Below are 13,365 nucleotides of genomic sequence, written 5' to 3'. Positions count from 1 at the left end.
GATCCGTCGTTGGAACGGCGGGCTGCTACCGAGGCAGGGGTCAGGTAGCAACCCACCGGGTCTGGGCTACGCCCGGCCGTGCGCCTGACGGCTGCGGCGGCTGAGCGAGTCGATCGTGACGGCGATCAGCAGGACGCCGGCAGTCACCATGTAGCGGATGCTGGAGTCGAGGCTGAGCAGCGCCAGGCCGTTGGAGATCGACATGATCACCAGCGCGCCGAGCAGTGCGGAGTACGCCGAACCACGGCCGCCGAAGAGGCTGGTGCCACCGATCACGGCGGCGGCGATCGCGTTCAGGTTGGTGTCGGTACCACCGCTGCTCTGGCCCACCGCGACCAGCCGGGCGGCGGCCAGGATGCCACCGACGGCGGCGAACGTCGTACAGGCCGCGAAGACCGACAGGTAGATCATCCGGACGTTGATACCGGCCCGGCGGGCCGCCTCGACGTTGCCGCCGACCGCGACCACCGAGCGGCCCCAGCGGGTCTTGGTGATCATGAAGTCGGTCGCCACCACCAGCGCGACGAACAGCAGGAACATCGACGAGACGCCGCGGTCGCCGTTCAGCACCGCCACCGGAACGAGCAGCGCCAGCGCCAGAGCCGCGGCCTTGATGCCGATGACCGTGGTCGGCGCGGCGGACAGACCGGCCTTGGTCCGGGCGACGCGGTTGCGCAGCCGGCTGAGCACGTAGCCGGCGACGACCACCGCGACCAGGCCGTAGGCCAGCGCGGGGGACAGGAAGCTCTGGGTGGCGAACTTGACGATGCCCGAGTCGAACGGCAGGTTCAGCGTGCCCTTCTTGCCCAGCACCAGCAGTTGCAGGCCGAGGAAGCCGAGCAGACCGGCCAGGGTGATGACGAAGCTCGGAACCCCGAACCGGGTGTAGAGCGCGCCGTAGAACAAGCCGATCAGTACGCCGAGCGCGATCGCGGCCAGCAGCGAGACCAGCAGCGGCCAGCCCTCGTTGACGAAGGTCACGCCCATCACCGCGGCGGCCAGGCCGCTGACCGAGCCGACCGACAGGTCGATCTCGCCCAGCAGCAGCACCAGCACGATGCCGAGGGCAATGACCCCGATCGAGCTGGTCTGCAGGGTCAGGTTGACCAGGTTGCGGCTGGTCAGGAACGAGCTGTTGGCGATCTGGAAGACCGCCCAGATGATCACCAGGCCGACCACCACCGGGACCGACCCGAGGTCGCCCGAGCGCAGCCGGGAGGTGAAGGCGGAGATCGCGCCGGAGACGCCGTGGCTGGCGATCAGGCGCTCGTCCTGCAGGTCCGCGGGCAGAGCGGCCGCGTCGGTCGCCTCCGGCACGGCATCCTGCACGGGGGCCGTCGAACCGTCGACCGGGGTGCTCATGATGCGGAACCTTCCTGCTGGGTCCGGCGCGCCGCGCGCTCGGAGACTGCGTTGTCGGTGGCACCGGTGATCGCGGCGATGATGTCCTGGGACTTCGTCTCGCTGACGGTGAAGATCCCGTTGTTGCGGCCCAGCCGCAGCACCGCGACCCGGTCCGCGACCGCCATCACGTCGGCCATGTTGTGGCTGATCAGGATCACCGCGAGCCCACGTTCGCGGAGCCGCTCGACCAGGTTCAGTACTTCGGCCGTCTGGGCCACGCCCAGCGCGGCGGTCGGCTCGTCCAGCATCACGACCTTGGGCTCACCGAGCAGGCTGCGCGCGATCGCGACCGTCTGGCGCTGACCGCCGGACAGGCTGGCGACCGGGATCCGGACGCTGGGGATCTTGGCGGACAGCTGCCGCAGCAGCTCCCAGGAGTGGCGCTCCATCTCGACCTCGTCGAGCACCCGGCCCTTGCGCAGTTCGCGGCCGAGGTAGAGGTTCGCGACCACGTCGAGGTTGTCGCACAGGGCCAGATCCTGGAACACGGTCGCGATGCCGAGCTGCTGAGCCTCGGCGGGGCTGTTCACCCGCACCGTGCGCCCGTCGAACACCATCGTGCCGTCGTCGGCGGTGTAGACCCCGGCGATGGTCTTGACCAGCGTCGACTTGCCGGCGCCGTTGTCGCCGACCAGGGCGAGCACCTCACCGGCGCGCACGTCCAGTTCGATGTTCTTCAGCGCCTGGACCGCGCCGAACCGCTTCGAGACTCCCCGAAGCGCGAGCACCGTGCCGGTCGTGGCCAGCGCGGGGGTGGGAGTGACAGTCATCGATCAGCCTCCTGAGGGCTTGCTATCCGGCCTCGGTCCGGGTGGGCACCGGAGTGCCCACCCGGACCTGGCCTCTGCTGCTGTCCGGCCCGGGGGCGGGCCGGTTTCCGTACGGCCGGGAGTTACTTCAGGCCGGCGGCTGCGCAGGCGGTGGCGAACGACGCGGTGCAGATGTCGGACACCTTGTAGATGCCGTCCTTGACCACAGTGTCGTTGATGTTGGCCTTGGTGACGGCGATCGGGTCGAGGATCGTCGACGGGACACCCTTGAAGTCACCGGTGGACTCGGGCTTGCCCCCGCCGACCAGCGCGACGGCGGCCTTGGCGGCGGCCTCGGCCTGCGGCTTGACGGCCTTGTAGATGGTCATCGTCTGGTCGCCGGCGACGATCCGCTGGATCGCGGCGAGCTCGGAGTCCTGACCGGTGACCGGCGGCAGCGGCTTCACGCCACCACCCTTGAGGGCGGCGATGGCGCCACCGGCGGTGCCGTCGTTGGCGGCGTACACGCCGACCAGGCCGGACTTGATGGCGCTGAGCTGGCCTTCCATCCACGCCTGGGCCTTGTCCGGGCTCCAGTCCGGGGTGTCGAACTCGGCCGCGATCTTGAAGCCGGAGCCGTCCAGGACGCTGTGCGCGCCCTTCTTGAAGTCGGCGGCGTTCGGGTCGGTCGGCGAGCCGTTGATCACGGCGAGGTTGCCGGCGGTCTTGCCGGCCGCCTTCAGGGTGTCGACCAGGGTCTGGGCCTGGAGCTTGCCGACGGCCTCGTTCTCGAAGGAGACGTAGTAGTTCGCGCCCTCGATGAAGCGGTCGTAGGCGATCACGGGGACGTTCTGGCCCTTGGCGGAGGCGACGACCGCGGCGGCGGCCTTGCCGTCGACCGGGTCGAGGACGAGCACCTTGGCGCCCTGGGTCAGCGCGGCCTCGGCCTGCTGCTGCTGCTTCGCGGCGTCCTGGTCGGCGTTGCTGTAGATCAGCTCGCAGTCGGCGCAGGCGGTCTTCAGGGCCTCGGTGAACAGCGGCCGGTCGAGGGACTCGTAGCGAGTGGTCTTCGACTCGGGGAGCAAGAACGCGATCTTGCCGCTGGCCTTGCTGTCACCGCCGGCCGGGGTGTCGGGTTCGTCCGACCCGCAAGCCACGAGGGAGAGGGCAAGGGCCGAGACGGCGATGCCGAGGCCGACAAGACGGGTTGGTGAGACGGACATAGAGCGACTCCTTGACGTGAGGGCCCGAGTAGGCCTGACCAGAGTCAAAGGCAGAACTGGCTTGACGTCAAGGCTTGAATTCAAGAAATAGACATATCGTTGTTACAGGGTTGTCTCCAGTGCCCTGGCCGTCCGCGCGTGGCTGAGGACCGAGGCCAGCTGAATGGCACCGAGCACATCCGCTTCGTCACCGAGCTCGGCCCGCCGCAACTCGACGGTCGCGGCGGCGCTCGGGATCGCGCACCGGTCCAGCGCCTCCCGCAGCGGCACCATGATCAGGTCGCCGGCCTCGGCCATCTTGCCGCCGACGACGATCACCTCGGGGTTGAACAGGTTGACCAGACCGGCGATCGCGACCCCGACCCGGCGGCCGGCGTCCTCGATCACCCTTCGGCAGCCGAGATCACCGGCCAGGGCCCGGGTGACGATGTCCCTCAGCCGGAGCGCGCCGTGGGACGCCTGCAGTGAGCTAAGCAGCGCGCGGGAGCCGACGAAGGTGTCCAGGCAGCCGCGGTTGCCACAGCGGCAGATCGGGCCGTTCTCGTCGATGGTGAGGTGGCCGATCTCGCCCGCCGTACCGGCCGAGCCGCGAAAGACCTCGCCGCCGAGCACGATGCCCGCGCCGACGCCGTAGGAGAACTTGAGGTAGCAGCCCGTCTGGACGCCGCGCAGGCCGCCTTCGCGCAGTTCGCCCAGCGCCGCCAGGTTGGCGGTGTTGTCGAGCGCGACGGGAGCGCGCAGGTGACCGGCCATCGCCTCGGCGACATTGACGCCGCGCCAGCCGGGCAGGACCGCGTCGGAACCCGCCTCGCCGCTGACCGAGTCGACCGGCGCGGGCAGGCCGAAACCGATCGCGCCGATGTCCTCGACTCCCGCGCCGACCGTCTCGCAGAGGTCGGCGAGCAGCCGGGCGGCACGCTCCATCCCGTCGTCGGCGACGTGGTCGGCCTGCAACGGCATCGACTGCTGAGCCAGAATCTCCCGGCTTTCCGAGGCGATCGCGACCCGGACGTCGCGCTCACCGAAGGCGACGCCGGCCAGCAGGCTGCCGCCGGACGCCAGCGACACCAGCACCGCGCGGCGGCCGTTGCGGATCGCTCGGGACAGGCCGACCATGCCGGCTTGGTCGAGCTCCTTGACCATGTTCGAGACGGTCGCGGCGGACAACCCGGACGCCGCGGCGATCTCGACCTGGGTGAGCGGACCGTGCTGCCGGACAACCCCCAGGACGCGCTCGCGGTTGGCTTCGCGGAGCGAAGCCTGCGAGCCAGGCGCTGAGCGGGTTGCGTTCATTACATAAAGATAACGGATGGCAGGGGTTTGCAACACTGACGAAACATGGCTACCTCAGGTGGTTAGGGCGAGAACCAGGAGAGTGGCCGGGAGCGCGACCTCCACGGTTGCGCCGAGGGTATCGCCCGTGATGCCGCCGAGTGCCCGGTTGGTTCGCCGGGTCGCGGCGAAGGTGATGAGAACCACGGTGAGTACTGCGGCGAGCGTGCCGAGCAGGGTGACGTGCAGCGCTGGGGCGTCGGCGATCCGGCCCAGCCAGGTGGCGTCCCGGTCTGTCCCGCTACCCCACAGCCCACCACCCACAGGCCGGCCGGCAAGCCCGATCGTTGGGTAGCCGTAGTCGTCTTGCAGTCGGGTTCCGGTGAACGCGAACCAGCCTCGTTCGGCGGCGCGGGAGGTCAACCAGCCGAGGACGACTGCCCCGGCGACGGCAGCGAGCGTGACCAGCGCGGCGGCGTACGGGCGGACCGAGCCGGCCACCATCGCGCCGAGACCGTCGGGACGGGCGGACGGGACCGACGTACGGCAGGACCAGGGGAGGGTGAGGCGGCTGGCGACCGCGGCGATCAGGATCGCCTGCCAGCCGAAGCCGTTCTGCACACAGACCTGCAGGGCGGCGACGTCGAGCAGCAGCACGGCCACGATCGAGATGACACCAAACGGGCCGATGTCGCTCTGCTTCATGATCCGCAGCTTGGTCTCGCGGTCCTTCCGGCTGCCGAATCCGTCGGCGGTGTCGGCCAGCCCGTCGAGGTGCAGGCCACCCGACAGGACCATCAGCACCAGGACACCGAGGACGGCCGACAGCAACGTTGCCTCGGGCTTCAACCGGTCGACGCCGTAGACGACCGCCGCGGCGATCCCGCCCAGCAGCAGCCCGACCAGTGGCGCCAGGGTCATCGCTCGCCCGGCGACCTTGCGATTCACCGTCGCCGGCATGCCTGCCGGTAGCACCGACAGCGTGCCGAACGACAGCTTCGCCGCGTCGAACATCGAACCCCCTCAGCCGCTCAGAGCGCGACGGCCCGTCCCGCGACGCACCACAACACCGTCTCCGATCGCCTGGCGAGCGTAGCGTTCACCCGGCCCATCAGGTCGCGGTAAAGCCTGGTGCCGGCGTCGGCCGGCACCACCCCCGCGCCCACTTCATTGCTCACGGCAACAACCAGCCGAGTCGTTGCGGACCAGGCCTCGGCCAGCTGTTCGATCCGCTGTTCGACCTGCACCGTCCGGCTGTGATCCGCCCACACCTCGCAGGCGTCCATCGTGCGCGAAAGCCACAGAGTGAGGCAGTCGATCAGCAACGGCGGCCCTGGCGTCTCCAGGAGAGGCACCAGTTCGATGGTCTCGACGAGTCCCCAGGAGGCCGGCCTGCGAGAGCGGTGCAGCGCGATCCGCTCGGCCCACTCGGCGTCGGCGGAGCCGTCTCCACCGGTGGCGACATAGACCGTGTCGGCGTGGTCGGCCAGCAAGCGCTCTGCTTCGGTGGACTTGCCGGAGCGGGCGCCGCCGAGCACCAAGGTCCGTTGGGCTGCTGCCGGGGCGGTCCACGACAACTGCTCACCAATCGGCGTCAGTACGTCGTACCGGAGTCCGCGGGAGGTCTTCGTCGTCGTGACCTCGTACCCGGCTGCTGCAACGACACCATCAGCCCCTAGCCGCAGTACGCCGTCCACCACAGCGCCGTCTGGTCCGGTGATCAGCTCAGCCACGGTCGAACACCACCGGTACGTCGAACGCTGCCTTCCTCGCAGTACGCCGGAACGCGTTGAGGATCGGCCGCCCGAGCGCCAGCACCAGTACTGCGCAGAGCACGCCGCGCGGGATGTCCCAGCCGAGTGAGGTCGCCGCCACGAACAGCCCGTAGCGCTGCAGGTTCTCCAGCAGCGAGTCGCCTGGGATGAAGGAGAAGTCGCTGCCGAAAGTGGCGTAGGGCCAGAACCAGAGGTTCATCACCAAGCCGTAGAGCACCCCGGCCACCATCGAGTACGCCGCCAGCACCAGCAACTCGATTCGCCCACTCACCCGGGGCAGTAGCCCGGCAAGGCACCCGACCCAGGCGCACGCGAGCATCTGGAACGGCATCCACGGCCCAACGCCGCCACTCACCAGTGCACCGGCCAGCAGCGACACGGCGCCCAGTACGAAGCCGAACCCGGCCCCGAAGGCGCGACCGGCCAGGATCAGCAGGAAGAACCCAGGCTCGAGTCCTGCGGTACCCGGCCCGAGCGCACGCAGTGCGGCGCCCACTGCGGCGAGCATGCCCAGCAGGGAGATCACCTTGGCGTCGATCCCGTCCTCGGCCAGTTCAGCCAGTACTACGGCCACCAGCAGCGGCAGCAGCAGGACGAAGAGCCAGGGCGCGTCCGTGGTGTGCCCGATGGCAGATGCGCCGGCCTGGGAGGACGACCAGAGCAGAGGCCAGCCGAAGGCGAGGATGCCGACGGCAGAGGCAAGTACCAGTACCGCGGTACTGCGGGGCCTGAGCCGGACGAGTCTCATGAGGCGCGTCCCAGAGCGGTGGCGACCTCACCGACGGTCAGGAACGGCAGTGGCGCGAGGATCTTCGCGACTTGCGGAGCAAAGGCGGGGGAGCCCGCGATGACGGTCGCGGTCTCACCATCGCTCACCAGTTCGCCTTCTGCCAGCACCAGGACGCGGTTGGCGACCTCGGCCACCATCTCGACATCGTGGGTCGACAGCACCACCGCGTGGCCGGCCGCTGCCAGCTCTCGCAGGATCTCGACCAGCCGGTGCTTCGCGCCGTAGTCCAACCCACGAGTGGGCTCGTCCAGCAACAGCAGCGGAGGAGCACTGCACAGTACGACGGCCAGCGCCAAGCAGAGTCGCTGTCCCTCGGACAGGTCTCGCGGATGCATCTGGTTGTCGATCCCTGGAGCCAGCCGGTCGAGTAGCGCGCGGCAACTGCCTGCCGGCACCCGGAAGTCGCTGTCGGCTCCCGCGCACTCGTCGGCCACGGTGGCGGCGTACAAGAGGTCTGCGGGTTCCTGCGGTACCAAGCCGACGGCCTTCACCAACTGCGACGGCTTCGTACGCCGGGGGTCGGCCCCGGCCGCACTGGCGCTCCCGGAGCGAGGCTGGACGAGTCCGACCAGCGCGTTGAGCAGCGTGGACTTGCCTGCGCCGTTGCGGCCCATCAGCGCGACCACTTCGCCGGACCTGATGCTCAGTGACACTCCACGCAGCGCAGGAGTGCCGCCATAGGCAACAACCAGGTTCTTGCACTGTGCCAGTTCGCGACCTTCGACCGGCACCGGCCGCAGCGGCGCCAAATCGGTGAGGCGACTCCGCAGCGCTACGGCGGCCCGGCGGGCATCTCGCACCGAGAGCGGCAGCGGCGACCAACCCGCCAGGCGGCCCAGCTCGACCACAGGCGGGGCCACTGGTGCCGTGACCATCTGGTCGACCGGCAGCCCAGTAGAGACGGCCGCTGAGCCGCCTGGCACCTCGATCACGCGGTCGGCGTACTGGATGACTCGCTCCAGCCGGTGTTCGGCCATCACCACAGTGACGCCGAGGTCGTGCACCAGTCGCTGCAGCGCGGCCAGCACCTCCTCGGCAGCCTGGGGGTCCAGGGCGGAGGTGGGCTCGTCCAAGACGAGTACCGCCGGGTGGGAGGTGAGCGCGGCTCCGATAGCGGTCCGCTGTCGCTGCCCGCCGGACAGGGAGGTCAGTGCTCGATCCCGTACGTCGGCCAGCCCCAGCAGGTCGAGCGTTTCCTCGACCCGGCGGCGCATCACGTCGGGCGCGATCCCGAGCGACTCCATGCTGTAGGCGAGCTCGTCCTCGACAGTGTCGGTGACGAAGCCGGACATCGGGTCCTGGCCGACGATGCCGACCACGTCGGCCAGATCGCGTGGCCGGTACTCGCGGGTGTCCCGGCCGTTGACGAGGACCCGGCCGGCCAGAGTGCCGCCGGTGAAGTGCGGAACCAGACCGTTGATGGTGCGGAGCAGCGTGGACTTGCCGGACCCGGTCCGGCCGATCACCAGCGCCAGCTCGCCTTCGGGGATGGTGAAACTCACGTCGCGGATGGCAGGCCGGTCGGCGCCGTCGTAGGTGACCGTCACGCGGTCGAACTCGATCATGCGGGCACCAGCTCACGTCGTCGGGTCAGTGGTGGTGCGGCGACCGCCGGTACGAGTCCGAGCAGCAGCCCGATCACCGGCAGGACCGGAACCGGCGGAACCATCAGAGGTCCCGCAAGGACCAGACCCGAGACTCCACTGGCCGCGGCGACGATCATCACTGCAGCGCTCGCGGCACCCGAGGCCGTCACCAGCCACTCCGGCAAGGCCCACGGGTCGGGCCGGTAGCGCGTCCGGGTCACCCGCTGACGCCCGACTGCCATGGCGGCCACTGCCAGCAGCAGGCCGACGGCGAGCGCCCCGGCGGCCACAGGGAAGGCCATGGCATCAGTCAGCAAGGCGTAGACGCCCAGAGCGATCCCCAGCAAGCCGAGAAGCACCGAAGCGCCGGTGATCCGGCGCTGGCGCCGGGGGACCTGAGCAGTGCGGCCGTAGCCACGCGAGTCCATCGCCGCGGCCAACTCGACCGATCGATCGAGGGCGCCTTCGAGGACGGGCATGGCCGTCGTGCGGAAGGAACCGCGGGTACGGCCGCGCAGACGGCGGGCCGCACGGATCCGGCGCGCGTCGGTGACCAGCTGTGGCGCGAAGGTCAGCGCGACCACGCAGGCCACGCCCATCTCGTACAGGGCACCCGGTAGTGACTTGAGCAAGCGGCGGGGACTGGCCAGCGCGTTGGCGGCGCCGATGCAGCACAGCATCACCGCGAGCTGGGCCCCGTCGTATAGGGCGGTCAGCACGGCCTCGGCGGTAACCTCGCCGCCGAGCTTCACGCCGCTGGCCCAGTCGGGCAGGGGGAGCTGCGGCAGTGTGAAGAGGATGTAGTTGCCCTGCGAGCGGGTCGACAGCAATGCCTGCAGGACCACCCGGATGGCGATGACGACCAGGCCGAGCTTGAGGAAAGCGACGAAGCTGTTGGCCCAGGGGGCGTCGCTGCGCCGCGCCGCGACCACGAAGCCGGCCACGACCAGGATCAGGATCAGCAGCACGGGGTTACGCGTCCTGCTGGCCGCTACTGCCAGCCCCAGCGCCCAAAGCCACCAAGCCCCGGGGTGCAACGCCCGGGGCAGAGTCAGCCGATCAACAGCGCGCACCTAGCGCCCCGCCAGTGACACTAGTGCTGACTCGCGCGCCGGCGAGCGAGCACGAGCCCACCACCAGCGAGAAGCAGCACCACGAAGGCAGCGGCCAGGATGCCGGTCAGCGGCGTACCGCCGCCGTCGTCGGTGGGCGCCTGGTTGGAGTTCGTCGGTACGGCGGCCGGAGACGGCGTCGTGGCCGAGCCGACCGCAGGGCCGATCTCCAGCTTCACCGGCTCGTCAGTGGCCGGCACCTTGATGTCCTTGACCGGGTCGCCGCAACTGGTCGCCGGGTAACCGCCGATCCCGCAGGTGAGGCCCTTCTCGATCCGCACGGGCTTCACGGCGGCCAGGACCTTCGCGCCGGTCGCCTTGAGGTCGGTGACGACGCAGGTGCCGGTGGCCGGGGGAGGAGCCTCGCCCGAGGCCGAGTCGGCCGGAGTACCGGGGTCGATGACGAGGGCGACCCGCTTCTTGCCGGTCTCGGCCGGAGTGGCTCCACAGATCGTGGCGAAGTCACCGGCCGCCCGCGGTGTGCGGGGCTTGGTGCCGCCGACGGCGTACCGCCAGCCCTCGACCGAACCATCGGCCGGTACGACGGCCTCGGAGCCCTTCTGCGCGAAGGTCCACTGGCCGCCGGCGTACTGGTAGTAACCCCAGAAGCGGTAGCCGTCCTCGGCCTGCGCCGTGGTGGCGACGGTACCGGCCAGCAGGACGCCGGCCAGCAGCGAGAGGATCAAGCGCTTTGCGATCATGGCCGGAGCCTATCGCCCGGCATCCGGACACAGCAGGAGCCCGTACGGCGGGTGTGCGGCAGGGCACACGGCGCCGTACGGGCTTGCCGGTGGTGCAGCTACTCCTGAGCCGCCAGGCTCATCGGGCCGTAGACCTCGCGCTCGTCCTCGAGCAGGTAGACCTGCGCGACGCCCTTCTCGGCCAGCTCGCGCCAGATCTCGCCCAGCCAGCTCTCCGCGTCACCCTGGGCGGAGAACTCCGCGCCCGTCAGCTCACCCGGATCGGCGGCCTCGCCGGTCGCGGTCTCGAACCGCCACGTCCAGCTCATGAGCCCGGCCGGGTCTGCGGCGAGTTCTGCGCGGTCTTGGCCGGGTCACGCTCGACGATACTGCCCAGCGTCTCGTCGATCTGCTTCAGCAGCCCGTCCTCCAGCTTCACGCCGGCCGCCTTGACGTTCTCGACGACCTGCTCGGGCCGGGAGGCGCCGGTGATCGCCGAGGAGACGTTCGGGTTCTGCAGCACCCAGGCGATCGCGAGCTGGGACAGCGACAGCCCGGCCTCGTCCGCGAGCGGCTTGAGCTCCTGCACCCGGGTCAGCACGTCGTCGTTCAGGAACCGGCTGATCATGTTCGACCCGCCCTTGTCGTCGGTCGCCCGCGACCCGGCCGGCGGCTGCTCGCCCGGCTTGTACTTGCCGGTCAGCACGCCCTGCGCGATCGGCGAGAAGACCACCTGACCGATCCCGAGCTCCTCCGACGCCGGCACCACCTCGGCCTCGATCGTGCGCCAGAGCATGCTGTACTGCGGCTGGTTGGAGACCAGCGGGATGTGCAGCTCGCGAGCCAGCCGGTGGCCCTCCCGCAGCTGGTCGGCGGTCCACTCCGAGGTGCCGATGTAGAGCGCCTTGCCGGTCCGGACGACGTCGGCGAAGGCCTCCATCGTCTCCTCCAGCGGCGTCTCGGTGTCGAACCGGTGCGCCTGGTAGACGTCCACGTAGTCGGTCTTCAGCCGCTTGAGCGAGGCGTTGATCGACTCGTGGATGTGCTTGCGGGACAGGCCGACGTCGTTCGGTCCGCCCGGGCCGGTCGGCCAGTAGACCTTGGTGAGGATCTCCAGCGACTCGCGCCGCTGCCCCCCCAGAGCCTCACCGAGCACCGTCTCCGCGGCGGTGTTGGCATAGACGTCGGCGGTGTCGAAGGTGGTGATACCGGCCTCCAGGGCCGCCTTCACACAGGCCTTGGCCTGCTCGTTCTCCACCTGGGACCCGTGCGTCAGCCAGTTCCCGTACGAGATCTCGCTGACCTTCAGACCACTGTTTCCGAGATAGCGAAAGTCCATGTCCCGACCCTACTGCGAGAAACTCGTGCACGCGGTGTCGATCCGGGCGGGTCCCGCTCGTGTAGTGGATGACAGAGATCTTGACAGCGTGCCGAGCCGAGGGAGAAGTGCGATGACGCAGTACCTGCTGGGAGTGCAGATGGTCGAGGGGCAGGCCACCGAGAACGAGCCGGGCGCCGTCGAGGCGCTGAACCGCGACATGGTCGCTCAAGGCGTCTGGGTCTTCGGCGGCGGGCTCGAGCCGCGCTCGACCACGTCGGTGGTGCGCGCCACTCAGGACGGCGTACTGGTCACCGACGGGCCGTTCGCGGAGAGCAAGGAGTACATGGCCGGGTTCTGGGTCATCGAGGCGCCCGACCTGGCCACTGCCCAGGAGTGGGCGACCAGGGCCAGCCGGGCCTGCGCCGTGCCGATCGAGGTCACCCCGTTCGACGAGTGATCACTCGCCGAACAGCAGCGGCGCCTCGCCGGGCTCCTTGGTGTAGCGGAAGTTGACCGCGTCGGCGAAGATGGCCGGCACCTTGCCGAGACCCTGGATGACCGTGGCGGTGCCGTTGGCGTGGCCGACGGCGTACAGGTAGCCGGACTTGGTGTCCTTGTCGATGCCGAGCAACAGCGTGCCGTACTGGCCGCACCTCTCGGCGATCAGCGCGTCGAAACCCTGCCAAGTGGTGCCGCGCAGCTTCTTCACCACCGGCTTCAGCGGCGACGTCTTGGGCAGCCGGATCGTGTAGAGCGCGCCGCCGCGGGTGTTGGCGAGGAAGGTGTCGTACGTCGCGGTCTGGCTGATCAGCGCCATCGTCTTCACCGCCGAGAACCCACTCGCGGTTCGCGGGTTCAGCCAGCCCGACCCGCGCTGGTCCCACCGGGTGATCGTGCCGTCGGCGCGGAGCGAGTAGTGGTGGGCCAGGGCGAAGGGATCCGGGTTCTTCGGGTAGCTCGAGTCGAGGAAGGTGACCTCGCCCCAGCCGCCACCGATCCGGTCGTTGAGAGCCTGCGACCGGTCGACCTCGCCGGCTTCCGTGAGGAGGTAGAAGCTCCGGTAGAGACCAGCGCCCATCACCACGTGGCCGTGGTACCCGCCGCCGAACTGGTCCACCACCGGGTCATGCGCGACCAGCCCGCTCAACCGCACCTGCCCGTCAGGAAAGATGTCGGTATAGCGCCGCTTCTCCAGCACAGTCGGGGGCGAGCCCGCGGTGATGACCCTGGCCGTGTGATCGCCACCGGCGGTCACCGACCCCGACTGCAGCTGACAGGCCGCAGTGGACGCTGCCGAACTCGTGGGCGCCGCGACCGCGGCGCCCGGCGTGAGTCCTGCCACCAGCAGTGCGGCTGTGGCCGCTCGCCCCGTTGTTCTCAGTCGACCGGACATGGCCAGCCCTCTCGGTTCGCAGTACGGAGTAGTGCTTGTCACCTACTCCGATACCGCGGC

The 13,365-nt window shown here is 69.7% G+C and carries 14 protein-coding genes; 1 reads left to right on the top strand and 13 read right to left on the bottom strand.

The genetic code is table 11. From position 1 onward, the window contains the following. Positions 1–66 precede the first annotated feature (66 nt). The 12 genes from OX958_RS22450 to OX958_RS22395 form a co-directional block, all read right to left on the bottom strand. Complete coding sequence (locus tag OX958_RS22450) at positions 67–1,362, bottom strand: sugar ABC transporter permease (RefSeq protein ID WP_270131144.1); 1,296 nt, start codon at positions 1,360–1,362, stop codon at positions 67–69. Further along, on the bottom strand, positions 1,359–2,174 hold the full coding sequence (locus OX958_RS22445; RefSeq protein WP_270131143.1) for an ATP-binding cassette domain-containing protein: 816 nt from the start codon (positions 2,172–2,174) through the stop codon (positions 1,359–1,361). Before OX958_RS22445 ends, OX958_RS22450 begins: the two co-directional genes overlap by 4 nt. 122 nt (positions 2,175–2,296) lie before the next feature. Next, positions 2,297–3,376: a substrate-binding domain-containing protein gene (locus tag OX958_RS22440; protein WP_270131142.1), complete on the bottom strand. Its 1,080-nt coding sequence runs from the start codon at positions 3,374–3,376 to the stop codon at positions 2,297–2,299. A gap of 102 nt (positions 3,377–3,478) precedes the next feature. Then, positions 3,479–4,669 (bottom strand): ROK family transcriptional regulator, encoded by a 1,191-nt coding sequence (locus OX958_RS22435; RefSeq protein ID WP_270131141.1) that lies wholly within the window; start codon positions 4,667–4,669, stop codon positions 3,479–3,481. Positions 4,670–4,723: 54 nt separating this feature from the next. Then, positions 4,724–5,662 (bottom strand): adenosylcobinamide-GDP ribazoletransferase, encoded by a 939-nt coding sequence (locus OX958_RS22430; RefSeq protein ID WP_270131140.1) that lies wholly within the window; start codon positions 5,660–5,662, stop codon positions 4,724–4,726. Positions 5,663–5,679: 17 nt separating this feature from the next. Continuing rightward, a complete protein-coding gene (locus OX958_RS22425; RefSeq protein ID WP_270131138.1) occupies positions 5,680–6,381 on the bottom strand; it encodes a bifunctional adenosylcobinamide kinase/adenosylcobinamide-phosphate guanylyltransferase in 702 nt (233 codons plus the stop codon). Further along, positions 6,374–7,171: an ECF transporter S component gene (locus OX958_RS22420; RefSeq protein WP_270131137.1), complete on the bottom strand. Its 798-nt coding sequence runs from the start codon at positions 7,169–7,171 to the stop codon at positions 6,374–6,376. Before OX958_RS22420 ends, OX958_RS22425 begins: the two co-directional genes overlap by 8 nt. Next, positions 7,168–8,778 (bottom strand): ABC transporter ATP-binding protein, encoded by a 1,611-nt coding sequence (locus tag OX958_RS22415; protein ID WP_270131136.1) that lies wholly within the window; start codon positions 8,776–8,778, stop codon positions 7,168–7,170. The genes OX958_RS22420 and OX958_RS22415 overlap by 4 nt, the downstream gene beginning before the upstream one ends. Next, complete coding sequence (locus OX958_RS22410) at positions 8,775–9,872, bottom strand: CbiQ family ECF transporter T component (protein ID WP_270131134.1); 1,098 nt, start codon at positions 9,870–9,872, stop codon at positions 8,775–8,777. The genes OX958_RS22415 and OX958_RS22410 overlap by 4 nt, the downstream gene beginning before the upstream one ends. 20 nt (positions 9,873–9,892) lie before the next feature. After that, the gene (locus tag OX958_RS22405; protein ID WP_270131133.1) at positions 9,893–10,612 is read right to left on the bottom strand and encodes an SCO2322 family protein; all 720 of its coding nucleotides are present in this window, start codon (positions 10,610–10,612) and stop codon (positions 9,893–9,895) included. A 98-nt stretch (positions 10,613–10,710) separates the two neighbouring features. Then, on the bottom strand, positions 10,711–10,920 hold the full coding sequence (locus tag OX958_RS22400) for a hypothetical protein (protein ID WP_270131132.1): 210 nt from the start codon (positions 10,918–10,920) through the stop codon (positions 10,711–10,713). Beyond that, entirely contained in the window at positions 10,917–11,930 is a 1,014-nt protein-coding gene (locus OX958_RS22395) for an aldo/keto reductase family protein (protein ID WP_270131131.1), read from the bottom strand. The genes OX958_RS22400 and OX958_RS22395 overlap by 4 nt, the downstream gene beginning before the upstream one ends. A 112-nt stretch (positions 11,931–12,042) precedes the next feature. Here OX958_RS22395 and OX958_RS22390 point away from each other — a divergent pair, with 112 nt between their 5' ends. Next, complete coding sequence (locus OX958_RS22390; RefSeq protein ID WP_270131130.1) at positions 12,043–12,369, top strand: YciI family protein; 327 nt, start codon at positions 12,043–12,045, stop codon at positions 12,367–12,369. Here the strand turns inward: OX958_RS22390 and OX958_RS22385 are convergent, their stop codons facing one another. Further along, the gene (locus OX958_RS22385) at positions 12,370–13,305 is read right to left on the bottom strand and encodes a hypothetical protein (RefSeq protein WP_270131129.1); all 936 of its coding nucleotides are present in this window, start codon (positions 13,303–13,305) and stop codon (positions 12,370–12,372) included. Between the last annotated feature and the right edge of the window lie 60 nt (positions 13,306–13,365).

It is taken from the genome of Kribbella sp. CA-293567 (assembly GCF_027627575.1).
Lineage (GTDB): Bacteria > Actinomycetota > Actinomycetes > Propionibacteriales > Kribbellaceae > Kribbella.
This window is presented reverse-complemented; position numbering and strand designations above follow the sequence as displayed.

Excerpts from the sequence above, each read along its gene's own strand:
- OX958_RS22450 (WP_270131144.1), bottom strand. The coding sequence starts at position 1,362 with ATGAGCACCCCGGTCGACGGTTCGACGGCCCCCGTGCAGGATGCCGTG.
- OX958_RS22445 (WP_270131143.1), bottom strand. The coding sequence starts at position 2,174 with ATGACTGTCACTCCCACCCCCGCGCTGGCCACGACCGGCACGGTGCTC.
- OX958_RS22440 (WP_270131142.1), bottom strand. The coding sequence starts at position 3,376 with ATGTCCGTCTCACCAACCCGTCTTGTCGGCCTCGGCATCGCCGTCTCG.
- OX958_RS22435 (WP_270131141.1), bottom strand. The coding sequence starts at position 4,669 with ATGAACGCAACCCGCTCAGCGCCTGGCTCGCAGGCTTCGCTCCGCGAA.
- OX958_RS22430 (WP_270131140.1), bottom strand. The coding sequence starts at position 5,662 with ATGTTCGACGCGGCGAAGCTGTCGTTCGGCACGCTGTCGGTGCTACCG.
- OX958_RS22420 (WP_270131137.1), bottom strand. The coding sequence starts at position 7,171 with ATGAGACTCGTCCGGCTCAGGCCCCGCAGTACCGCGGTACTGGTACTT.
- OX958_RS22415 (WP_270131136.1), bottom strand. The coding sequence starts at position 8,778 with ATGATCGAGTTCGACCGCGTGACGGTCACCTACGACGGCGCCGACCGG.
- OX958_RS22405 (WP_270131133.1), bottom strand. The coding sequence starts at position 10,612 with ATGATCGCAAAGCGCTTGATCCTCTCGCTGCTGGCCGGCGTCCTGCTG.
- OX958_RS22400 (WP_270131132.1), bottom strand. The coding sequence starts at position 10,920 with ATGAGCTGGACGTGGCGGTTCGAGACCGCGACCGGCGAGGCCGCCGAT.
- OX958_RS22395 (WP_270131131.1), bottom strand. The coding sequence starts at position 11,930 with ATGGACTTTCGCTATCTCGGAAACAGTGGTCTGAAGGTCAGCGAGATC.
- OX958_RS22390 (WP_270131130.1), top strand. The coding sequence starts at position 12,043 with ATGACGCAGTACCTGCTGGGAGTGCAGATGGTCGAGGGGCAGGCCACC.
- OX958_RS22385 (WP_270131129.1), bottom strand. The coding sequence starts at position 13,305 with ATGTCCGGTCGACTGAGAACAACGGGGCGAGCGGCCACAGCCGCACTG.